Raw genomic sequence first — 22,072 nt, forward strand, 5'->3', positions numbered from 1 at the left:
GCTCCGCACATGTACGGAGTCGTGCTCGCGGCCGGCCGCGGGACTCGGATGCGACCGCTGACGGACCGCCGCCCGAAACCGCTGCTGCCGGTCGGGGACCGCTCGCTGCTCGAACGGGTGTTCGACACGGCCCGCGACGTGGTCGACGAGTTCGTCGTCGTGACGGGGTACCGCGGCGACGCGATCCGCGATGCCGTTGGCGAGTCGTACCGCGGCCGCCCGGTCCACTACGTCGAGCAGGCCGAGGCGCTGGGGACGGCCCACGCCGTCGCGCAGGCCGAACCGGTCGTCGACGACGACTTCCTCGTGCTCAACGGCGACGTGGTCGTCGACGCGTCGCTCCCGGACGCGCTCGCCGAGGCCGGCGCCCCCGCTATCGCCGCCACCGAGGTCGAGGACCCACGGGCGTATGGCGTGCTCTCGGTCGGCGACGACGGAGCGCTCGCCGGGATCGTCGAGAAGCCCGACGACCCGCCGACGACCCTCGCGAACGTCGGCTGTTACGCGTTCGAACCGGAGGTGTTCGAGTACATCGAGGACACCCCGGAGAGCGAGCGCGGCGAGTACGAGATCACGACGACGATCGACCGATTGCTCGGTGACGGTCGGCGGATCGCGGTCGCGACCTACGACGGGACGTGGCTCGACGTGGGGCGCCCGTGGGAGCTGTTGGAAGCGAACGAGCTGGCGCTGGCGGCACTCGACGACGGAACGGCGATCGGCGGTACCGTCGAGGACGGCGTCGAGCTCCGCGGCCCGGTCGTCGTCGAAGACGGCGCGCGCGTCCGCTCGGGCGCGTACGTCGAGGGGCCGGCGCTGATCCGCGAGGGCGCGGACGTGGGGCCGAACGCCTACCTCCGCGGGGCCACCGTTGTTGGACCGGACGCCCACGTCGGCCACGCCGTCGAGGTGAAGAACTCGGTGCTAATGGCCGGCGCGTCGGTCGGCCACCTCTCGTACGTCGGCGACTCCGTGCTGGGCCGCGGCGTCAACTTCGGCGCGGGAACGAACGTCGCCAACCTCCGCCACGACGGCGAGAACGTGCGGCTGACGGTGAAAGGCGAGCGCGTCGACACCGGGCGCCGCAAGCTGGGCGCGATCGTCGGCGGCGGTGCGAAGACCGGCATCAACACCGCCCTGAACGCCGGCGTCAAACTGGGGGCCGGCGAGACCACCGGGCCGGGTGAGTCGCTGACGCGGGACCGGCTCTCCGAATAGGGGGCTCGGAGTCACGGCGCTCGTCGACGCGTGAACCGGGGTCGGCCGCTCGGGACGCCTGCGCGGCGACCGCTCGCGTTATTCTCCGTTCGCGTAGCGCGCGAACACGTCGCCCACGATCCGACCGGACTCCTTGAGCCGTTCCGTGTACGCCGGTCGGTCCCACGTCGGCGGCTCGAACCGGAGGGGGCGCAGGCTCCCGTCAGGGACGCCCGGAACCGCGTGCGTCAGGTTCGTCTCGGCGTCGAGTTCGGCCGCGGTCCCGTCTGCGTCGACCGGGACGTAGGAGGCCGCGGCGACGTCGATCGCCTCGAACGTCTCGTAGTCGTCGAGTCCCTCGCTCCAGAAGTCGCCCAGCCGACGGCGGCGACTCGGGTCGGCGACGTTGAGCAGCTGCCAGGGGAGCCTGACCTCGATCGCGTCGTTCGACGGCGAGACGTGGACGTCAGCGAGCGAGTCGTACCGGTCGGAGTCCGGGTTCCCGTTACCGTAGCGGAGCCGTCCGGTCTCCACCGACTCGAACGGAACGCGCTCGCCGGTCTTCGGAACCGTGTAGCCGCGATTGATCACCAGCCGCAGCGGCGAGAAGACGCCGGGGTCCGGCTCCCGGTAGCGGTCGAGGTCGAGCCCGGCCTCTGCGCCGTACTCGTACGCGAAGGCGTCGTAGCGGGGACGGACGGTCACTCGAGAGGCATCGGGACCGCCGAGGCGGACGACGAAGTCGGCCGGTGCCGCCGCGCCGAGACCGTGCGGGAGCGCTCGCTCGCCCCGGTCGGTGAGCCCGATCGCGAGGAGGTAGTTGGTCGCGTCCCAGTCGACCCCGCCGCCGAGGGCGTCCGCTTCGATCCTGACCGAGAGGTACGCCGCGTCGCTCGTGACGCGGAGCCCAGTCAGTTCGCGGCTCGCGTCCGCGCCGTCGCCGAGCCGGACGGGGTCGCGCTCGGGCGCGTCGCGGAGCAGGGCGAGCCAGACGAGCGCGTGGGTGCGGTCCCAGTAGCCGCCGTTCGCGATCTCGCGGCGGGCCCGCTCGTGGACGCCCAGTGCTCGCCCGAGTCCGGCCAGCGCGTCGGCGTCGCGACCGTCGAGCTCGCGGAGGTACACGTCGAGCAGCGACTCCAGTTCGTCCCGCTCCGCCGCCGAGAGGCCGGCGACCCACTCGTCCCACGCCGGGTCGTCGCGGCCGTAGAGCCGGTCGAGGAGCTCCGACCGCAGCGCGGCGCGCATCGGGACGCGACGCCGGCGTCGCCGGGCCGCGAGAAGCGAGTACCCGAGCGTGAGGACCGCGGCCGCGAACAGCAGCGAGCCGAGCACGACGACGGCGAGCGAGAGCGTCCCCGACTGAGGACCCACGAGCGGACCGTACACGGACGTCGCCGTAGTCGGGGCCGCGAGCGGCACGGTTACGCCTCGACCAGTCGGTCTATCCGGGCCAGCAGTTCGTTCGGGCTGAACGGCTTCGTGAGATACCCGTCGGCGCCGGAGTCGAGCCCCTTCAACACGTCGGCCTCTTGGCCGCGCGAGGTGAGCATCACGACGGGGACCTCGGGGTCGACCGCGAGCTCGCCGCGCCGGATCGTCCGTAGCAGCTGAGTACCCTTCATCCGCGGCATCATCACGTCGAGGACGACCACGTCGGGGGCGGCGTCGGCCTCGTCTAACGCCTGCCGGCACTCCTCGCCGTCGAGACACACCGTTAGGTCGTACCCCGCGTTCGACAGTTTGTACTGGAGGATCGACCGGATCGTCTCGTCGTCGTCCGCGATGACGGCCGATTTAGCCACGTTAGGAATACGTTCGGTTGGCCAGTTTACTTTTCGGCACCGACGCTCGGTCCCGCGAACGATTTAAATCGCGGCGGACGGACCGTTCCCGTATGGGAAGCGAATCCGTGACCGCGGTGATCCTCGCCGCGGGCGAGGGACGGCGCCTGACGCCGCTGACGAACCGGCGGCCGAAGCCGATGGTGCCGGTGGCGAACCGGCCCCTGCTCGAACACGTGGTCGAGGCGATCACGGCGACGGCGATCGACCGGATCGTCCTCGTCGTCGGCTACGAGCAGGAGCGCATCCGGAACCACTTCGGCGACGGCGACGACTGGGGGGTGACGATCGAGTACGTCGAGCAGTCGACCCAGCTGGGAACCGGCCACGCCGTGTTACAGGCCGAGCCGGTCGTCGACGGCCCGTTCGTCGTGCTCAACGGCGATCGGATCGTCGACCCCGCCGTCGTCTCGCAGGTCCGCGACCGGGCGATCGACGACGACCTCCCCGCGATGGCCGTCACGACCGCCGCGAACCCGCGCCAGTACGGCGTGGTGACGCTCGACGGCGACCGCGTGACTGACATCGACGAGAAGCCGGAGGGGGCCGTCGAGACGAATCAGATCAACGCCGGCGTCTACGCCTTCTCCCCGGCCGTCTTCGACGCGATCCGCGAGACGCACGTGGCCGGCGAGCTGGCGATCACGGCGACGCTCGACGACCTCGCCGCGACCGAAACGCTGTCCGCCGTCCGGTACGACGGCCGCTGGCTCGACGTGTCGAACCTATGGGACCTCCTGACCGTGAACGCGGCACTGATCGGCGATTCCGGGGCGTCGGACGCCGACGGTCCCACCTTCGGCGACTCGGTGACCGTCGCCGACGACGCAGCGCTCGCGGGCAACGTCCGCGTGGGCCCGAACGTGACGATCGGCGGCAGCACCGCGGTCGGCAGTAACGCGACCGTCGAGGCGGGCGCGGTCGTGGAGAACGCCGTGATCTTCCCCGACGCCGTGATCGGCGCCGGGGCGGTGGTCAGGGACGCGATCGTCGCCGGCAACGCCCGGATCGGTCCGAACGCGACGGTCGCCGGCGGCCCGGCGACGGTCGTCGTGGGCGACGCCGTCCACCGCGGCGTTGAGCTCGGCGGCGTGGTCGGCGACAACGCCACCGTCGGGAGCGGCGCGACGCTCGCCGACGGCGCGGTCGTCGGCGACGACGTCACCGCCGACGCGGGGGTCGTGATCGACGGGCGGATCGAGTCGGGCGCGGTCGTTCGGAGGGGATAACGATGTGTGGAATCACCGGCTACATCGGCGACGGTATCGCGCTGGACGACGGAGAGTCGGCCACGTCGGGCACACGCGCTGGAGCACGCACGGTCCGCCGACGGACGAGAACGCCCATCCGCACACCGACTGCGTCGGCGACGTCGCCGTCGTCCACAACGGGATCGTCGAGAACCACGAGGCGCTCAAGACGGAGCTGTCCGACCACGAGTTCACGAGCGACACCGACACCGAGGTCATCCCGCACCTGATCGAGGAGGAACTCGCGGCGGCGTCGGGCGCCGGCGGCCTCCTCGACGCGGTGCGAGCCGTCGAGAGCCGGCTGGAGGGGAGCTACGCGATCTGTGCGGTCCGCGATGGCGACGACCGGATCGTCGTGGCGCGCCGGGGCAGCCCCCTCGTGTTGGGCCACGACGAGGACGCCACCTTCGTCGCCAGCGACGTGACGGCGTTCCTCGAACACACCCGGGACGTGACCTACCTCGAGGACGGCGACGTGGCGTCGCTGTCGGCCGAGGGCGTCGAGGTCTACGCCGACGGCGAGCTGGTCGACCGCGAGACGGAGACGGTGACGTGGGAGGCCGACGCGGCCGAGAAGGGCGGCTACGAACACTACATGCGGAAGGAGATCCACGAGCAGCCGGAGTCGCTGCGCCAGACCATCGCGGGACGGCTCGACGTCGACGCCGGTGACGCCGACCTCGACGTCTCGTTCCCGCCGGGCTTCCTCGCCGACCTCGAGGAGATCCAGATCGTCGCGTGCGGCACCTCCAACTACGCGGGCCGCTACGCCGCGCAGCTGTTCGAGGACCTGTCCGGCGTGCGCGCGACCGTCGAGACCGCGAGCGAGTACGAGTTCGGCGCGGGCCGCAGCGCCGACCGCACGCTCGTCGTCGCCGTGACCCAGAGCGGCGAGACCGCCGACACGCTCGGTGCGATCCGCCGCGCGAACGCGGCCGGGGCGCGGACGTTCGCCGTGACGAACACGCTCGGCAGCACCGTCACACGCGAGGTGGACGACACCGCGTTCATCCGGGCCGGCCCCGAGATCGGCGTGGCCGCGACGAAGACGTTCGCCTCGCAGGTGGCGACGCTGACGATGCTCGCGGTGGCGATCGGCCGCGAGCGCGGCGCGCTGGCCGCCGCCGACGCGCGCCCCGTGCTGGAGGGGCTCCGCGACCTCCCCGGTGCGGTCCAGCAGGTCCTCGACAACGAGGACCGCGTGCGTGAGGCCGCGACCGAGTACGGCGACAGCGAGGCGTTCTTCTTCGTCGGCCGGAAGCTCGGCGTCCCGGTCGCGCTGGAGGGCGCGCTGAAGCTCAAGGAGATCTCCTACGACCACGCCGAGGGCTTCCCCGCCGGCGAGCTAAAACACGGCCCGCTCGCGCTCGTGACGCCCGACACGCCCGTGCTGGCCGTCTTGACCGACGGCGCGCGCGCCGACGAGACGATGAACAACGTGACCGAGGCGCAGACGCGCGGAGCGCCCGCGATCGGCTGCGTCTCCGCCGGCGACGAGTACAGTACGCTGGACGTGTCGCTTCCGGTCCCGGACGTTGGGATCGCAGAACCGCTCGTCGCGAACGTCTACCTCCAGCTGTTCGCGTACCACGTGGCGAACGATAAGGGCCGATCGATCGACAAGCCGCGGAACCTCGCGAAGAGCGTCACGGTCGAGTAGCGCAGTTTCGGCTCTTTTCGGCGGCGCTTGTTCCGCGGTGTTTGCTCCGTTCGACACCCGGCGTTTGTTCCGCATCCACACCCGGCGGTACCCGAGGCTCGAACCGGCGTCGAGCCGGTATCGGGCCGGTGAACCGCAGAAATCGGCGCCCAGAAAATTAGTCGCTACTCCTCGTCCGGTTCCTCGTCGCGGCCGTCGGAGAGGCGCTCCCAAATTTCCGTACAGCCCGCGCCGTCGGGGACGTCGGCGAGGTGCGCGTCGTCGGTGAGGTCGGAGTTACTCATGTTCTGAGTAACCGTATTAGCGCCCACGTAATAACCTTTCCGGCGACACCAGTACGTACTTACGGAGCGAACGAGGACGAACGCCTATGGCCGATTCCGGGGAAGACCTCTTCTCGTTGCTCGATCTGACGGAGTACGAAGCCGACGCGTTAGAGGAGCTGCTGCTCCTCGGCCGGACCACGGCGCCCGACCTCGCCGAGGCGACCGGGATCCCGAAGGCGCGGATCTACGGCGTCCTCGACGCGCTCTCGGAGGCCGGGTACGTGAAGGTGATCCCGGGCCGTCCGAAGCGGTACGAGCCCCACGAGCCGGCGGCGATCGCCGAGCGCGCGGTCGAGAACCGCCGGCACGCCTACGAGCGGTTCCGCGAGGACGTGGCGGCCGTCGAGGAAGCGTTCGTCGACGAGTACGCACCGGTCCGCGACCGCGGCGTCGACGAGCTCAGCCCGACCGAGGACCTGTTCCACGTCGTCGACGTGGGGGAGCCGAGCGAGCGCGAGACGCGGCGGCTGTTCAGCGAGGCGGAGGAGGCGGTGTACGTGCTCTCGAAGAGCTTCGGGTACGTCGACGCGGTCCGGCCGGCGATGCGGGACGCGGTCGACCGCGGTGTCGACATCGACGTGCTACTGTTGAACCCCGACTCGCTCTCGGCGGAGAACCGGGAGCGACAGGCCGAGATCCGCGATTCGCTCGCCGCGGAGTTCCCGTCGGTCGCGGTGCGCGTGAGCGACCGCGTACTTCCGTGGCGCGGAACCTTCGTCGACCCGAGCCTGTCGTACGAGTCCGGACAGGGGCTGCTCATGGTCGAACAGGAGGACGTGCCGAACCACCACCGGCAGGCCGCGGTGACCGAGAATCCGTCGTTCGTGGCGGGCATGTGGCAGTACTTCGACCTGCTGTGGCGCCACGAGAGCGTCCCCGCCGATCCGGACCCCGACGCCGAACGCGACCCGACCGCGGGCGGAGGCGCCGTCGAGTAGTGTGAGCGCCGACTGGGGCGGCGTCGACCGGCGCGGACGCGTCGCTCTCGCCCCGGTCGCTCTCGCGACAGCGAACCTAACCGCAAAGCATTTACTCGTAGTTACTCGACCACCGAGTAACGATGACTGTGCTACTCACCGGTGCCGACGGGTACCTCGGATGGCCGACCGCGCTGCGACTGGCCGACCGCGTCGACGAACGGATCGTCTGCGTCGACGACTTCTCGCGGCGCGACTGGGTCGCCGAGTCGGGTAGCGTGTCGGCGACGCGGGTCGAAGAGCCCGAAGAGCGGTTCGGGCGCGTCGAGAACCTCAGCCTGGTCGAGGGCGACCTCGCGGACCGCGACTTCGTCCTCCAGCTGCTGGACACCCACGAGCCCGACACCGTGCTCCACGCGGCCGCCCAGCCCAGCGCGCCCTACTCGTCGATCAACGGCGAGCGCGCGCTGTACACCCAGCGCAACAACGTCTCGATGACGCTGAACCTGCTCCACGGCCTCCACGAGACGGGGCTGTCGGACACCCACTTCATCGAGACGACGACGACCGGCATCTACGGCGCCCCGCACTTCCCGATTCCCGAGGGCGGACTGGAGGTCGATCGGAAGGGCGGCACGGACGAGGTCCCGTTCCCGGCGATGGGCGGCAGCTGGTACCACCAGACGAAGTCGTTCGACGCGGCGAACATGCGGCTCGCGGAGTCGCAGTTCGAGTTCCCGATGAGCGAGGTCCGGACCGCCATCGTCTACGGCACCGAGACCGAGGAGACCCGTGCCCACGAGAGCCCGACGCGGTTCGACTTCGACTACTACTTCGGCACCGTCGTGAATCGGTTCTGCGCGCAGGCGGTCGCCGGCTACCCGATCACGGTGTACGGCAAAGGCGAGCAGCGCAAGCCGATGGTGAGCCTCGAAGACGCCGTCGAGAGCCTCGTCCGACTCGTCGACGAGGGTCACTCCGGGGACGACGGAATCGACGTGTACAACCAGGTCACCCGGCCGATCGCGATCGTCGAGCTCGCGGAGACGATCGCCGAGGTCGGGGCGGAGTTCGACCTCGACGCGGAAGTGAAGCACTACGAGAACCCGCGCGAAGAGGACGAGGAACACAAGATGGAGATGGAGAACGAGCGGTTCCTCGACCTGGTCGGCGGCCAGCGGCAGGAGCTCGAAGCGGGTATCCGCGACGTGCTCGGGACGCTCGTCGAGGAGCGGGACCGGATCGCGGCCCACGAGGAGCGGTTCCTGCCGGGCGTGCTGACCGATGAGTGAGTCGGGCGAGACCGACGCCGCCCGCGGCGACGGCCGGCGCGTCCTCGTCACCGGCGGCTGCGGCTACATCGGGAGCGCGCTCGTCCCGCGCCTGCTCGACGATTCCCGCGTGAGCGATGTCGTCGTCCTCGACTCGCTGGCGGCGGGCTCGCCGGCGCATCTCGCCGGTTGCGTCGGCGACCGGCTCGACTTCCGCCGCGGCGACGTGCGGGAGTACGGCGCCGTCGAGAGTGCGACCCGCGGCGCCGACGCCGTGATCCACCTCGCGGCGATCACCGGCGCCGCGTCGACGCACGACCGGCGCGAGGAGACGTTCGCGGTCAACCGCGACGGCACCGAGAACGTGCTCACGGCCGCGGGGAAGTTCGACGTCGACAGCGTCGTGGTCGCCTCCTCGTGTAACAACTACGGGCGCGCAGCGAGCCGCGACATCGACGAGACGACCGAGCAGAACCCGCTCAACCCGTACGCCGAGTCGAAGGTCGCCTGCGAGCGCCTGCTCGACGAGGCGGTCGAGGCGTACGACTTCGACGCGACCGCGCTCCGCATGAGCACGAACTACGGGTGGTCGCCGGGGGTCCGCTTCAACCTCGTGGTGAACCACTTCGTCTTCCGCGGGCTCACCGACCGGCCGCTGACGGTGTACGGCGACGGCTCGAACTGGCGCCCGTTCATCCACGTGCGCGACGCGGCGAGAGCGTACCTCGACGCCGCCTTGGATCCGGACGCGTGGCCCAAGCGGGTGTACAACGTCGGATCGAACGAGGGGAACTACCGCATCAGCGAAATCGCGGAAATCGTCCGCGAGGAACTGGAGCGCGACCTAGACGTGACGTATCTCGAAGACGAACAGCCCGGCCCCTCCTATCACGTGAACTTCGACCGCCTGGCCGAGACGGGCTTTGAGACGGAGTGGACGCTGCGCGAGGGGATCCGCAACATCGTGAGCGAACTGACCGGTACGGAGGCGATTCAGGGATGACTGATACGACAGAGACCGAAGCGGACAGCAAGAGCAGCGGCAGGTCAACCGAGACGCCGACGATCGCGGTCACTGGCGCGGCCGGGTACATCGGCAGTCGTGTGATCGTCGAGTTCCAGGAGGCGTATCCCGACTGGGAGCTCATCGCGATCGACAACCAGTATCGCGGGCAGGTAGATTCGATCGGCGACGTCGACATCAAGCACGTGGACGTTCGGAACCGCGACCGGCTGGAGGACGCGCTCGCTGGCGCGGACGTGGTGTGTCACCTCGCGGCGATCAGCGGCGTCGACGACTGCGATGAGAACCCCGACCTGGCGTACGAGGTGAACGTCACGGGGACGAACAACGTGGCGTGGTTCTGCCGGAAGACGGGCGCCGCGTTGGCCTTCCCGTTCAGTATGGCCGTGTTAGGCGATCCCGAGGAGTTCCCGATCACTTCCGACCAGCCGCGGGATCCGTTGAATTGGTACGGGCGGACGAAGTTGCTCGGCGAGCGATCGATTGAGTCGTTCGCGGACGGCGCGTTCCCGGCGCATCTCTTCCTGAAGTCGAACCTCTACGGCGAACACGGAGTTGACGGAACAGAGGTTGGGAAGCCGACCGTGATCAACTTCTTCGTGAACCGGGCGCTCGCCGGTGAGACGTTGACGGTGTACGAGCCCGGGACGCAGGCGCGGAACTTCGTTCACGTGAAGGACGTAGCGCGGGCATACGTGCGGAGCGCGGAGCGGCTGTTGGGGCAGTTGGAGCGTGGGGAGACCGGGACGGAGACGTATGAAATTGCTAGTGACGAGGATATAAGCGTGATGGAGGTCGCGGACACCGTTCAACAGACGGCGCGTGAGGAACGCGAGCGAGATGTGGACGTGAAACTGGTTGAGAATCCGCGTAGCGATGAGACGATGGTAGAAGAGTTTGGAGTGGACGTTTCGGCTGCTCGCGAGGAGTTAGGGTGGGGGCCGAAAGAGAGCGTGGATCAATCAATCACACGGTTATTATAGGAGAGAACTCCACGATATTGGTCTGATCGTTGGAGTTCCACCACGCCTTCGAGCACCGCCCAGACATATCGTCTTCAAGCATGAGGATTTAGTGGCCACCGGTCTAGTTTTCAATCGAAGTCAATTGGCTACGTAAACAGGTGACCGGTGATAAGAAGGCCACAATCACGGGTATGACAGAGAAGGTACGGACATCTTGTTCTCGAACGGAAACCCAGAAACCATTTGTCGGTGCTCCGTTTGACTGCTGGTAGTGAGAGTATCGGTCGTCCTCTGTACGTACTCGCTGGAGATGTACGATCACTTCCAGGAGGCAGCCGAGAGCGTGCTTGACCAGACCTACGACGAAACGGAACTGGTCGTCGTCGTCGACGGCACCGACGAAGTGTACGACCGAGCAGTTGAGGATTACGGCGATCACGACAATGTGGTCGTTCACTGTAACGAGGAGAATGTCGGCCTACTGGAGAGCCGGAACACCGGCGCAGAGCTAGCGGACGGAGACGTGGTGGCGTTTATCGATGATGACGCCGTCGCGAACGAAGAGTGGGTCGAGGAGTTGGTTCGTGGATACGAAGAGCAGGATACACTCGCGGTTGGCGGGAAGATGGTCGGCAACTGGGTTGCCGGGAGGCCGTCATATCTTCCCGAGGAGTTTTACTGGCTGGTCGGCGTGACTCACCTCGGGTTCGCTGATGGTCCCGGGTGGGTCCGGAACACCTTCGGTTCGAATATCTCGTTCGATCGGGAAGCGTTTCTGGAACTTGGCGGATTCGACACGGATATCGGCGGACGAAAGGGGGACGCAAATCTACAGGGAGGGGAGACGGAACTCTGTGCGAGGTTGGCCATAGAACACGGAGAACCGGTGTGGTACAACCCTGATGCGACAGTGGCACACAAAGTGTTTGAGTACCGAACAGAACCCTTGTGGTTGCTGGATCGTGCGTTCTGGCAGGGCTACTCAAAACGAGCGATGGAGACGTTAGTCCCCGAGTCCGGTGGTGAGGAAGGAGAGTTTCTGCGAGATCTGATCGTGGACTTCGTTCCCGGTCGGGTGAAAGGCTTAGCTCGGGGGCCGTCGATTACAGCGGTGGTACAGTTACTGACGCTGCTGCTCCTTACTGGGTGTGTCGGCGGAGGATATCTGTACGGGTTCACAAAGTACCAATGACTGGGAATACTGACGTCTGTGTCGTTACCCACCCGCTCAGCGCTGCTGGGGAGAACGCAACACGAACGCTACTTAATATTATCAGCGGGATAACGAGCGTTTCACTGGTTACTGCGGATCTTCCTGAGGATTCGACGATTTGGGATCGTTATGATGTCGTGGAGATAACCAACGAGGGTGCCGGCCAGTCGAACGCCCTCACAGCGGCGCTACGCTTTATCAGGAATCAAATACGCATGTGCCAAGCCATCGCCAGCCGCGACGAAGACATCGTACTCTTCTTCGGCGCGACATCCTACCTCCTCCCTGTACTCTTCTGTCGGCTGCTCGGGAAGACCGTCGTTCTGGAACCACGCGGCGATGTTCCACTCACACTCCGACTGAATTGGGATCAAACGCTTCCGACGCCGGTCGCGCGTACTCTTGCCGGGTCTGTCTGGGCACTTCAACGCGCCTGCTACCACCTCTCGGATGCGATCATTACCTATACGCCTGCGATGGCCGACGAACTTGGAGTCGACGACTTCCAGTCAAAGCTCTTCCCGCACGGTGCCCGGTACGTGGACACAGAGACGTTCACAGCTCAAGAACCGTACGCGAACCGCGACCGCGTCGTTGGCTTCGTCGGACGGCTTGACGAAGAAAAAAACGTCCGAACGCTCGCACAAGCCGCCCGCCGCCTCCCAGACAATATCACCTTTCGATTCGTCGGCGATGGGCCCCTTCGTGAAGAACTCGAATCAACAACCGGAGACGATTCCAACATCGAATTCGCTGGCTGGGTGACTCACGAAGACATCCCGGCCGAACTGAACCGGATGCGGCTACTTGTCCTCCCCTCTCACCCGACAGAAGGCCTGCCGACTACGATCCTCGAGTCGTTGGCCTGTGGAACTCCGGTCCTATCCACGCCCGTCTCTGGCGTACCCGATGTCGTTCGCGACGGCGAGACTGGGTTCCACCTCCACGAAGAGACTCCAGATGGCGTCGCCGATGCAATCCAGGACGCGCTTACCCGCCCCGACCTTGAGACCGTGAGTGTAACCGGTCGACGCCTCATCGAAGACAGGTACAGCTACACCGCCGCAGTCGAACGCTACCGAGACATACTCGAACGTGTGGGTGGCGACAGAGTCTAAGCCCGGCCACGCTCCTTATCGATACTTGTTCACTCCATATAGCCGAGTTCAGTGAGTCGGTCGACGACTTCGTCGGACGCCCCACCGGCGTTGATCTTTTTGTGATCAATCGGCGCTTGAGTGCCGACTTCGGGGCTGTCGATGAAAATGTCGAGAACATCACCATCCATGTCTGTCGGCACGTCAACGCCGTGGTTTGCGAGAAGTGTCGGTGCGATGTCGCGTATATCAATGTCCGAGATCTCCTCACGGTTCCGGAAGTCCGGGCCGTTTGCGACAAAAATACCCTTAGGCGTATTCTCGGCCGCCCAGCGGTCGGGCTCGGTCATAACCGCATCGCCGCCCATGCCGTCGTTGACGTGGACGCCGGGGCGCTGGTCGACCACGACATCAGGCCCGATATCGACATACGGACCGTCGTAAACCTCCTCTGCGCGATAGACATCGGCAAAGAGTGAATTACCGCTGTTGTCAGTGACCCGTTTTAGATCAGCGATGAGTTGCTCACGAACTGACTCCACGTCGAAGTGGGAATTGAGATAAATCGGCCCTTGACCACTGGCGAGGGCCTTCGTTTTCTGAGGGTCGATCAGTTCCATCTTCCGCTCACGCTTGGCACCAGCGCTTTGCGGAACGATCTCCTGTAGGGCCTCAGGTACGTTTTTTGCGAGAAAATCCACGATCCCGAACCGCTTGGCAATATTGAGCGCATTTTCTCGAGTGAGACCAAACCTTTGTAGGTAGTCCTCAACACCGCTCGTGCGAACGAGGTACCCGTTCTCCGCGAGCCACTCATTGACGTAGAATTCAGTAGTCGTTGGCGCAGCGCCGTGATCAGACATGATAACAAGATTTACATTTTCTAACTTGTCGAGTTCTCCCAGCCACTCGTCGACCAGCTGCCACGCGCGCTTAGTCGGTTTGTCGTCCCAAAAGAAGTGATGTAAGACGTTCAGATAGAAGAGTGTGACATGCGTAAATTCGAGGTTCTCTTCGAGAAAGAGATCGCGGGCAACCTCCAGACGGAGTTCTAGCAGACGCAGGATCTCATCAACCTCGGCACCGAGTTCTTCGTTCGAGGATAGAAGGGGGTCGGGGTGGACCTGATACCCATAGCGGTCTGTAAGTTCGGATTCAAACTCCGACGGAAAAGTGTATCCAGAGTCGAGCGAGCGATATTCACCCTCAACAGCGTCTGGACCCCCGGAAACGACGTATCCGTCGATTTCGCGGGGCGGGTACATCGAAGGCATATTAATGACCCCGACACGCTGGCCATCCGCGTTAAGATAGTCCCACAACTCGGCCGTCTTGTAATCTCTGCCACTCATAATGTCAATACGCTCGTCGGCGAGGTTGATTCGTTCCCACCAGTAGACGCTGTGTTTTCCGGGGTTCTTGCCAGAAGAGTAGCACTTCCAGTTTGGATACGTTACGGGGGGGAGACAGCTCTGGCTCGTCGCGTACGTGCCGGTCTGACGGAGCTCAGCTAAGTTGGGCAGGAGCCCCTCATCGACCCAAGGTTTGGTCAGGAGCCAGCTTGCGCCGTCAAGGCCGACAACGAAGGTCCGAGTCATTGTCGGAAAACGCGCGATGGCGTCAGAAATACGTTTCGTTCACCTAACTGGCAGGTGGCAACTAATACCAGTCAAAGATCTGGTTCTGCGGTTAAATTATCATGAATATGAACTCGCCCACTTCACCCCTCATCACCACGGCGTGTGAGTACGTCAGACATATCGATGTTCGAAGCGGGGAGCCAACCTAGTAGCGCGGGGAGGTAGACGCCGAACGATCGATCGATGAGGATCACCACCGGCGCGATTTCAGGCGCGACGCCCAAACTCACGAACACGGCGGTCGCAGATGCCTCCGCAACGCCAACCCCGCCTGGCGTCAGCGGCAGGACGGTCACACTGTAGGCCATCACAAGTACGATTGGCAGCAGGATGGCGGGAGAAAACTCACCACCGAGTGCGGTGAGAACGAGCCAGACCCGCAGGGCGGGAAATATCATGAGCGTTCCCGCCCACCCCAAGACGTACGGGATGATGACAGACGTTCGAGTGGACAGCGCACGAAATATGCCTGCGGACTTAGTCGTAAACGAAGGAAGAGAACCAACGAGGCTGGTAAGTCGATTACCGATCCATGGGACCACACTAAACAACTTTCCCAGTCGACTAACCAACTGTCCGACAATATCCATACGTCGCCCAGCGAGCATGATAAGCCCACCCGCAACGAGGTAGATTCCAGTCGAGAAGAGGATAGCAACGATCCAACCGCCGGTGAGTTTTGCCATGAAAACGGCCAGCCCAAGCAGAGCTACGAATCCGTAGAGGGTGGCATAAAGACCCGTGTTGAGGCCAGCAATGCTGACCGCTTCGCTCCAGTTGGTGTCGGTATAGTACCGCAAAATCAGTGGTGCGACGGAGTGTCCTGACGCCTTCGACGGAATGACGTGGTTGATGAACTTTATTACAAGGTCGATCCGGGCCGTCGTCTCGAAGCTTGTCTGTTCACGGCCGTTCAGCAGCGCGTACCACATGGTAAAGCGTGAACCGAACTCTAGCGTCGTAATAATCAGTACGCCGACAATCACGGTCGGACCGAGCGTGTTCAGTTCAACGAGCGTCACTTCCCAGTCGATGTCCCGCGCCACGTACCAGAAGGCTCCGAGGGCGATCGTCCATTGGGCGACGTTGATAGCTGTTTTCCGCCAACCACGGCCGCCGTCAGACGACGTTGGGGAAGATTGGTTGTCGGCACTCGAGTTACGTTCGTCTTCGTTCTCGCTCACGCTGATCCACTCTCGCTTGGCGTAGTCTGATCGGCGAGATCCCGGATAGTAACGAAGTCGAACGGTTCAGCAAGGATTCGACGGACTGCCTGACGCATGTAGTCTCCGGTTCGGACGTACACCCGTTTCGGGATACCGTTGACGGCCGGCAAATCGACGAGTTCCCACGGATGGATGTACAGTACCGGCGAAATTCCGCGCCGCGCAAGCAGCCGCATGCCGAGTATCGTGTAATTGACTCCAAAAAAACGGAGCCAAGTACCCGTCAGTGGCAGTCGCACCCCGGGCATCACCGACACTGGGACCTCGGCGATACCCGCGGGGGCATCCGGATCAATCTCACGAGCCGGTGACGGCTCCTCAGTCTCGAACTCGCCACCGTACCAGCCGGGGATGGATCGACAAGGGACAACGCTGGAGTCGTATTCGTAGCCCTCTTCGGCGAGGGTTCGAAAGTGTTCAAGACCCATATCGAACGACGGTGCGCGGAAGCCGACGATCTCCTTACCCGTCACGGCTTCGAGGCGATCTTTTGATCTCTCAAGTTCTTCACAGCGTTCAGACGCAGAAAGTTCAGAGAGGTGCTGATGTGTGTGTGTGTGCGACCCGACCTCATGTCCAGCGTCAATAATACGACCGAGTACTGATGGACTACTGTCAGCGATCTCACCGACGGTGAAGAACGTGCCAGTCCCCTCCACGCTCTCGAACGCATCAAGCAAGGTCGTGACGCCGTCAAGGCCCACCTCCGATAAATCGGTTTCCCCTGGCGCGCGGCGGTAGGCTGGCAGATGAGAGAAGTACTCGAAGTCGACGGAGAGTGCGGCCTGTTGTGTGGACATCGACGGAATGGCTTATCCGCTCCTAGATTTCCGCTCCACTTGGGTGATTCGCCTTCGTTACCGTGTAGAGGCAGGACACCCAATCGGCTCCGCAAGCCGCTGGCACGCCACGGTCGCTGGCGCGGGACTCTTGATCTAGTACCGGCAGATACAAATTGATCAAGTCTGTTCAACGAGGTGAACAGATGTGGCCAATCCCGCCTTCGCCTCTCCTTACCACTTTACCAGGCCTAAGCAATCAGGCGCTGACGCTGCTGTTTCTTGTTTTGTCCGTTGTGACGGCACTATGGGGATTCGAGCGGTACCGCACCACCTTCTCCCGAGTGGAGTTCGGGCTCGCGGTCGGAGTCGCACTCGGTCTGCTGACCATTGCCTTTGCGCCCGGCCTCTACAGCATGATAGCTGGCTTGCTCAATCTCGAGAGCCGATTTCTCCTGATCCAGATCTTCGCTAACATTTCTTTTTTGATTCTTATTTTTTATCTCGTCTCTCAACTCAACAGCACAAGACGTGTGGTCAGGGATCTAACTCGAAACCTGACCGTTGAACAAGCCAGTACTGATATCAATCACGACAAATCGACCCTGTACGTCGTCATCCCGGCGTACAACGAGGCAGAGACAATCGGCAATGTTCTGGCTGAACTGCCCGAACGCATACAAGGCTACCACGTCCGGCCAGTAGTCGTCTCCGACGGCTCAGACGACGTAACCCGCCGAACTGCTGACGAGTACGACGCTATCGTCGTTGAACACCCGATTAACCAAGGACAGGGAGGCGCACTCCGGACCGGGTTCGACATCTCACGCCAGCACGCTGCCGACATTGTTGTCACCATGGACGCCGACGGCCAGCATCCGGTAGGCCAGCTCGACGAACTTATCCGACCGATTGTCGGCGGCGAAGCCGACTACGTGCTCGGATCTCGGTACCGCGGCGAAGACAATTCCGGCAACTCCATCACTCGACGGGGCGGTATCCGGACATTTACTTGGCTGATAAACCGACTGGCGAAAACTGATATCACCGACTGTACGAACGGATTCCGCGCCATCCGCGGCTCTCGGCTTGACGAGTTAACACTCACAGAAGAGCGCTTTTCAGCACCGGAACTCATCATTGAATCGCGGAAGAACGGCCTACGTATCGTCGAAGTACCAGTCACGATTCACGAGCGCGAGGCTGGCGAGACAAAGAAGCCGAAACTCGGCTATGCGGTCGGACTGGCGCGCACTATCCTCATAACTTGGATCAGGTAACCGGCCGAAAGGTGTCGAACTGTCCGTTTATTTGTATCCCAAATCGCGGAGAAGGCCGTCGATTTCCAGCGATTCTCCGTCACGGATATCTTCCTCGGGCATCCGGTGTTTGAGTTGGGTTGCGATCCGGTCATTCTCGATGGGGTTCAGTTCCAGCGGGTCGGTCTCTAGATCGTACAGTTCTGTGTCCCAGTCGCGGCCGACGTACTCGACGTACTTGTGATCGGCCGCTCGGACCGCACGCTGCCAGTTCGCTTCTCGGATTAACGATTTACCACAGGCACGGATATACGCGTCCCGGTCGCTGACGGAGCCGGGAGGGAGCAACGACTCGCCGTCTATCGGCCGGTCGTTGCTCGGATCGACCCCGACATACTCAAGCAGAGTCGGAAGGATATCGACCTGGCGTACCTGTCTTTCGACAGTCGCTGAGTCAATGTCGGGACCGAAGAGGACAAACGGGACGTTTGAGGCGAAGTCGAAGACGTTCTCGCCGTGTCCATCCTCCATGAAGTGGTCGGGGACCGACGGATCGCTGTCGAACCGGCGCTTTAGCCGACGCTCGATTGCTCGCGTGTCGATACCGAGACCATAACGGAGGCCAGTGCGGAGCACTTTCAGGACTCGGTGGAGGTAGCTGTCGCGATACGCAAAGGCTTCGCCGTGGTCGCCGTGGAGGGCAATTGCCGTGTTCGATGGGAGGTGGTCGCACAACTGCTCCAACGATCGGTCGAGTGCGGAGAGAGTTCGGGCATACGGATATCTTCCGTATTCAGGGTCGTCGTAAGTGTCGGGGACGCGGACCGGGTCGTGGATCTCCCAGAGGTGTAAATAGCAAAAGAACGGTTCTTCCAGACCTTCGAGCGTCGCTACCGCCTCGTCGAACCAGTCGCCAACGAGTTCTTCGTTGCGATCACGATAGGCGTACTCGTCGAAACCCCGATCGAGCCCCGTATCGGCAACGATCGGGCCGGTGACCATTGCCGTCGTCTCGTACCCTGCCGCTGAGAGGTGTTCAGCGAGCGTCGGGACCGACTCATTGAGACGAGCTTCTTCGAGCGAATAGACACCGTTATGTTCGGAATAGGTCCCTGTCATGAAGCTCGTGACGCAGGGGGTGGTCGTTGTTGCCGTTGCGTACATTTCGCGGTAGTCGATCCCACTGGCGACGAGATTGTCAATGAACGGCGTATCAGCGTGGTCGGTGCCGACGAAGTCGCTTCGTAGACAGTCGACACAGACGAACAGAAGGTTATTACCGGCCATATATTATCCAGCGTCGGAGTAGCCGAGATCGCGGAGTTGCGCTTCCACTTCCTCAGAGACATCCGTTCGTTCGACCATTACTTCGCCCTCGCTGTCGGTGATCGAGACATCGGCATCGCGAGCGACGAGCTTCCGTTCGAAGTCCTGCCACGCGACCGTTGCCGACTCGTGCCACGGAGCAACGGTGATCGTCTGCTCCGTCCGAGTCCCACTAAGGTCGTTTCCCTGCCATTTGGCCGGTACCTGAGCATCGACGGCACTAGCGAGCGTCGGGCCAATATCCAGCAAACTACACCTGTCACCGACCGTTTTGATGCCGTCAAAGACGACCGGGACGCGGATGATCGGATCCACTACTCGCCGGCGGTACCCTTGGTGATAGTAGTATCCGTCTTCGCCAAACTCGTCACCGTGGTCGGCTGCGAAAGCGACGATCGGGTCCTTGGCGTCAATACCATCGACTAGGCGTTCGATCCGGTCGTCGACGCGGCCGAGCGCGTTCCGGTAGGCGTCGATGATGGTCTGTCGTTCCTGTCCAGAGACCTCCGAGGAACCGAACCAGTGGCGGGAACCGCTCGCCTCGGCTTTCCGGTCGATCGACTTCGGGATCGCGTCGTCTCCTCTGCCGTAGGGCCGATGGCTGTCCATCTGATGGACCCAGAGGAATCTGGGTCCCTTGGTGTCATTGAAACGCTCGATCGCCTCGTCGACGACATCGTCGTCGGGGGGCAGGTCAGCCATGTTCGCCTCCATCGGGTATACGCGTCGGTAGATCTGCCGAATGATATCGAACGAACCGAGGTACTCTCGCAGATTGCTCCGACGGTTCTTCGCGGCGTTGCCCGACCCGCTCATATAGTTGTCGTAGTGGTCGAACCCCGAGTCGAAACCAAAAGCGGGATCGGCCTGTGCGGTCGGGACGAGCCCAATGGTCTCATAGCCTGCGTCGTTGAACACTTCGGCCAGCGCGGGGCCGATCACCTTCGACTGGATCGAGGCACGAAGTCGGGAAGACTGTAGGGCGGCGAGACTCGGACGTGTATAGTGACCGGCGGTTACGCCTGTCATAACGTCGTGTGACTCGAGATACGGCATCGCATCCGTATGGTCGCGACGGACTGAATCTGCCGTTAGCAGGACGACGTCTCTCATTCGGCGTTCACCACTGCCTTCTCTGAGGATGTATACAACCCCTTCGGAACTTTCGTACCATGTGTGGACGGGTGATGGAGTGTCTTGCGTTTTGCTGTGGTCGATTCGATGAGTACACTATTTTCGGTACTGTTAGCTGTGGCCTTCCAGTCTTCATGGACAAGTATCGCGACGTAGTCCTCCTGACCGCCGATCTCTGGGCGGAAGATCGCCCGGATGAAGTCGTCTCGGAGGGTCGCCGTCCGCTCCCAGCGACCGAACTCCGCGACGACCGTGTAATTATATTCGCCGCCGAGCAGTCCCGCGATATACTCGCGACGCTCCGGGTACTGGCGGTAATCGGTACTCGCCGGATCGATGTAGGTGAGTTCGTTCGAGGTGATCTGGATGTACGCGGGACTGCGCTCGGGCATGGATCGCATCCAGTCGGTATACCGAGACTCGTTTAACACGAGAGAACTATTCAAAGTGGCCTGTTCTTCAGGGTAGTCGTAGTGGATCGTCTTCCGGTCGTGAGGTACCGCAACGTCGGCGATAGAGTTCTCGTAGACTTCGACGCGTTCCTCCTGCTCGGTGTTGGACTCGATCCAAGCGGTTGCTTGGTCACGAGGTTCGGTGACGTATCCCATCTCCCCGAGGCCGGCAGTGAGAACTGTCGATACGACTACTAGTGTGATTATCGCGCGGACGGCCGTTTGCGTCCCCCAAGATTTTGACTCCCACCAGCGGTCCGCAACCGCTCCGAGCAGGACAAGTAACGGCGGGAACGTCGGGACGATGTGACGGAGCCGGACAAACTCCCAGCGCGAGTAGACGAGCAGGAAGACGCACATAGAGACGAACAGCAACAGGTAGAGCGCATTGACGCGTCTCCACCGGGATGCGACGCGTCGGGCTGAGACGGCTGTTCCGACGACTACAGTAACAAAAAGCGGTAGTCCTAGTCCCCGGACATACTGGCGCAACAGCCAGTAGGAGATTGGCGCATCGAGGCCGCCTGTTTTAGTGGTTTTCGAGGCGATCGACCCGCCGACACGTGTGAGCAGTTCCGCCGGTCCACCGAGTAAGACGCTTGGGATGCCTACCCAAATTGTCAAAGTACCAACAACTAGACCGCCGAGGACAACCACCGGTCTGGCCAACTCGTCGGTCGGGTCGTCGCTACGGGCCGCACGGACGAATAGGGCAGCCCCAAGGACGATAGCCGCTACACCACCGGATAGTTTGAACGCAATGGCGAGCCCACCAGTAAATGAACCCCACAGAAACGTCGCGGTGTCACCGGTCTCAATGTAACGATCAGCGAGGAGGATCGTCGCCAACAGTAGAAACAGCATGGGTGCGTCCTCACCGACGAGGTGTGTTTGCGAAAAGAAGCCGGGCGAGAGTGCGAGCAGCACGGCGGCGAATTTGCCGGCGAAGCGTCCTTTCAGCCGAACGCCGAGCCGGTAAGTGAGGTACACGCATCCGACACCCAGTGCGACGCTGACGAGTCGACCGAGCAAGAGCGATGCTTTCCAGAACCACGCCGGTGCCGCATGCCACAGATCCCAGCGTGACTGGATCGTTCCAAGGGTCGCAAATTCACCGAGCTGTCCGCTCACAACGACTAGCAGGAACACTGGTGCGAGGATAATCGCGTAGAGGTAGAACGTCGCTCCTAGCGCTCGTCCGTCAGTCACGCCCCGACGAATCGACTCGAGTCCCGGATCGGCGACGAACTCACCGGCAGCTTTCATCGGCTGGAGCAACCGAGAGTACTCGTCTGGTCCGGCAAAATTCGGGACGCGGAACCAGACTCCAAACCCGCAGGTTGCGAGTGCGAGAAGCAGGACGTACCGCAATGAGGGATCAGCCTTGAGATCCGCACGCACGGGAGTAAAGACGCGCTTGGCTGCGTCTCTGAGGGTGGAAATGACGGATATCATATGTTCAATTGCGGCCTCCAACTCGAAAAGGTTACCAATC

18 protein-coding genes are annotated in these 22,072 nt (G+C 63.2%); 10 read left to right on the top strand and 8 right to left on the bottom strand.

From position 1 onward, the window contains the following. The first annotated feature begins 9 nt into the window (after nt 1–9). Complete coding sequence (gene glmU / locus B9G49_RS07425; RefSeq protein WP_049929704.1) at nt 10–1,218, top strand: bifunctional sugar-1-phosphate nucleotidylyltransferase/acetyltransferase; 1,209 nt, start codon at nt 10–12, stop codon at nt 1,216–1,218. 78 nt (nt 1,219–1,296) lie between these two features. On the opposite strand, the gene B9G49_RS07430 is transcribed toward glmU, so the two are convergent. Next, the gene (locus B9G49_RS07430) at nt 1,297–2,442 is read right to left on the bottom strand and encodes a hypothetical protein (RefSeq protein WP_086215958.1); all 1,146 of its coding nucleotides are present in this window, start codon (nt 2,440–2,442) and stop codon (nt 1,297–1,299) included. A gap of 176 nt (nt 2,443–2,618) precedes the next feature. Then, complete coding sequence (locus tag B9G49_RS07435; RefSeq protein WP_086215935.1) at nt 2,619–2,999, bottom strand: response regulator transcription factor; 381 nt, start codon at nt 2,997–2,999, stop codon at nt 2,619–2,621. Nucleotides 3,000–3,091: 92 nt separating this feature from the next. On the opposite strand from B9G49_RS07435, the gene B9G49_RS07440 reads away from it, so the two are divergent. From B9G49_RS07440 to B9G49_RS07475, 8 genes are all read left to right on the top strand, one after another. Next, a complete protein-coding gene (locus tag B9G49_RS07440) occupies nt 3,092–4,267 on the top strand; it encodes a sugar phosphate nucleotidyltransferase (RefSeq protein WP_086215936.1) in 1,176 nt (391 codons plus the stop codon). A gap of 4 nt (nt 4,268–4,271) precedes the next feature. Then, nucleotides 4,272–5,948, top strand: a complete 1,677-nt coding sequence (gene glmS, locus B9G49_RS07445) for a glutamine--fructose-6-phosphate transaminase (isomerizing) (RefSeq protein WP_394334815.1) — start codon at nt 4,272–4,274, stop codon at nt 5,946–5,948. A gap of 370 nt (nt 5,949–6,318) precedes the next feature. Then, nucleotides 6,319–7,212, top strand: a complete 894-nt coding sequence (locus tag B9G49_RS07450) for a TrmB family transcriptional regulator (RefSeq protein ID WP_086215937.1) — start codon at nt 6,319–6,321, stop codon at nt 7,210–7,212. A 122-nt stretch (nt 7,213–7,334) separates the two neighbouring features. Beyond that, the gene (locus B9G49_RS07455) at nt 7,335–8,483 is read left to right on the top strand and encodes an NAD-dependent epimerase/dehydratase family protein (RefSeq protein WP_086215938.1); all 1,149 of its coding nucleotides are present in this window, start codon (nt 7,335–7,337) and stop codon (nt 8,481–8,483) included. Further along, the gene (locus B9G49_RS07460) at nt 8,476–9,465 is read left to right on the top strand and encodes an NAD(P)-dependent oxidoreductase (RefSeq protein WP_086215939.1); all 990 of its coding nucleotides are present in this window, start codon (nt 8,476–8,478) and stop codon (nt 9,463–9,465) included. Before B9G49_RS07455 ends, B9G49_RS07460 begins: the two co-directional genes overlap by 8 nt. Further along, entirely contained in the window at nt 9,462–10,469 is a 1,008-nt protein-coding gene (locus tag B9G49_RS07465) for an NAD(P)-dependent oxidoreductase (protein ID WP_086215940.1), read from the top strand. The genes B9G49_RS07460 and B9G49_RS07465 overlap by 4 nt, the downstream gene beginning before the upstream one ends. Nucleotides 10,470–10,722: 253 nt before the next feature. Continuing rightward, nucleotides 10,723–11,643 carry a glucosyl-dolichyl phosphate glucuronosyltransferase gene (gene aglG / locus B9G49_RS07470; RefSeq protein WP_086215941.1) on the top strand — a complete coding sequence of 307 codons (921 nt, stop codon included), beginning with the start codon at nt 10,723–10,725 and terminating at the stop codon, nt 11,641–11,643. Further along, nucleotides 11,640–12,782 carry a glycosyltransferase family 4 protein gene (locus B9G49_RS07475; RefSeq protein WP_086215942.1) on the top strand — a complete coding sequence of 381 codons (1,143 nt, stop codon included), beginning with the start codon at nt 11,640–11,642 and terminating at the stop codon, nt 12,780–12,782. Before aglG ends, B9G49_RS07475 begins: the two co-directional genes overlap by 4 nt. 29 nt (nt 12,783–12,811) lie before the next feature. On the opposite strand, the gene B9G49_RS07480 is transcribed toward B9G49_RS07475, so the two are convergent. From B9G49_RS07480 to B9G49_RS07490, 3 genes are all read right to left on the bottom strand, one after another. Beyond that, nucleotides 12,812–14,359, bottom strand: a complete 1,548-nt coding sequence (locus B9G49_RS07480; RefSeq protein WP_086215943.1) for an alkaline phosphatase family protein — start codon at nt 14,357–14,359, stop codon at nt 12,812–12,814. A gap of 122 nt (nt 14,360–14,481) precedes the next feature. Then, nucleotides 14,482–15,585 (bottom strand): lysylphosphatidylglycerol synthase transmembrane domain-containing protein, encoded by a 1,104-nt coding sequence (locus B9G49_RS07485; protein WP_158093605.1) that lies wholly within the window; start codon nt 15,583–15,585, stop codon nt 14,482–14,484. Beyond that, complete coding sequence (locus B9G49_RS07490; RefSeq protein WP_086215945.1) at nt 15,582–16,427, bottom strand: polysaccharide deacetylase family protein; 846 nt, start codon at nt 16,425–16,427, stop codon at nt 15,582–15,584. The genes B9G49_RS07485 and B9G49_RS07490 overlap by 4 nt, the downstream gene beginning before the upstream one ends. A gap of 185 nt (nt 16,428–16,612) precedes the next feature. On the opposite strand from B9G49_RS07490, the gene B9G49_RS07495 reads away from it, so the two are divergent. Continuing rightward, the gene (locus B9G49_RS07495) at nt 16,613–17,686 is read left to right on the top strand and encodes a DUF2304 family protein (RefSeq protein ID WP_086215946.1); all 1,074 of its coding nucleotides are present in this window, start codon (nt 16,613–16,615) and stop codon (nt 17,684–17,686) included. A gap of 27 nt (nt 17,687–17,713) precedes the next feature. Here the strand turns inward: B9G49_RS07495 and B9G49_RS07500 are convergent, their stop codons facing one another. From B9G49_RS07500 to B9G49_RS07510, 3 genes are read right to left on the bottom strand one after another with little or no spacing between them, the layout of a single operon-like run. Further along, nucleotides 17,714–18,952 carry a sulfatase gene (locus B9G49_RS07500; protein ID WP_086215947.1) on the bottom strand — a complete coding sequence of 413 codons (1,239 nt, stop codon included), beginning with the start codon at nt 18,950–18,952 and terminating at the stop codon, nt 17,714–17,716. A gap of 3 nt (nt 18,953–18,955) precedes the next feature. After that, nucleotides 18,956–20,104, bottom strand: coding sequence for a sulfatase-like hydrolase/transferase (locus B9G49_RS07505; RefSeq protein ID WP_086215948.1), 1,149 nt, complete (start codon nt 20,102–20,104; stop codon nt 18,956–18,958). After that, nucleotides 20,101–22,032, bottom strand: coding sequence for a glycosyltransferase family 39 protein (locus tag B9G49_RS07510; RefSeq protein WP_086215949.1), 1,932 nt, complete (start codon nt 22,030–22,032; stop codon nt 20,101–20,103). Before B9G49_RS07510 ends, B9G49_RS07505 begins: the two co-directional genes overlap by 4 nt. Nucleotides 22,033–22,072 lie beyond the last annotated feature (40 nt).

The sequence above is a fragment of the Halorubrum sp. SD683 genome (genome assembly GCF_002135045.1).
Classification (GTDB): domain Archaea; phylum Halobacteriota; class Halobacteria; order Halobacteriales; family Haloferacaceae; genus Halorubrum; species Halorubrum ezzemoulense.

Excerpts from the sequence above, each read along its gene's own strand:
- B9G49_RS07505 (WP_086215948.1), bottom strand. The coding sequence starts at position 20,104 with ATGAGAGACGTCGTCCTGCTAACGGCAGATTCAGTCCGTCGCGACCAT.
- B9G49_RS07440 (WP_086215936.1), top strand. The coding sequence starts at position 3,092 with ATGGGAAGCGAATCCGTGACCGCGGTGATCCTCGCCGCGGGCGAGGGA.
- B9G49_RS07465 (WP_086215940.1), top strand. The coding sequence starts at position 9,462 with ATGACTGATACGACAGAGACCGAAGCGGACAGCAAGAGCAGCGGCAGG.
- B9G49_RS07455 (WP_086215938.1), top strand. The coding sequence starts at position 7,335 with ATGACTGTGCTACTCACCGGTGCCGACGGGTACCTCGGATGGCCGACC.
- B9G49_RS07490 (WP_086215945.1), bottom strand. The coding sequence starts at position 16,427 with ATGTCCACACAACAGGCCGCACTCTCCGTCGACTTCGAGTACTTCTCT.
- B9G49_RS07450 (WP_086215937.1), top strand. The coding sequence starts at position 6,319 with ATGGCCGATTCCGGGGAAGACCTCTTCTCGTTGCTCGATCTGACGGAG.
- B9G49_RS07460 (WP_086215939.1), top strand. The coding sequence starts at position 8,476 with ATGAGTGAGTCGGGCGAGACCGACGCCGCCCGCGGCGACGGCCGGCGC.
- B9G49_RS07500 (WP_086215947.1), bottom strand. The coding sequence starts at position 18,952 with ATGGCCGGTAATAACCTTCTGTTCGTCTGTGTCGACTGTCTACGAAGC.
- B9G49_RS07480 (WP_086215943.1), bottom strand. The coding sequence starts at position 14,359 with ATGACTCGGACCTTCGTTGTCGGCCTTGACGGCGCAAGCTGGCTCCTG.
- B9G49_RS07510 (WP_086215949.1), bottom strand. The coding sequence starts at position 22,032 with ATGATATCCGTCATTTCCACCCTCAGAGACGCAGCCAAGCGCGTCTTT.
- glmU (WP_049929704.1), top strand. The coding sequence starts at position 10 with ATGTACGGAGTCGTGCTCGCGGCCGGCCGCGGGACTCGGATGCGACCG.
- B9G49_RS07495 (WP_086215946.1), top strand. The coding sequence starts at position 16,613 with ATGTGGCCAATCCCGCCTTCGCCTCTCCTTACCACTTTACCAGGCCTA.
- B9G49_RS07475 (WP_086215942.1), top strand. The coding sequence starts at position 11,640 with ATGACTGGGAATACTGACGTCTGTGTCGTTACCCACCCGCTCAGCGCT.
- B9G49_RS07430 (WP_086215958.1), bottom strand. The coding sequence starts at position 2,442 with ATGCGCGCCGCGCTGCGGTCGGAGCTCCTCGACCGGCTCTACGGCCGC.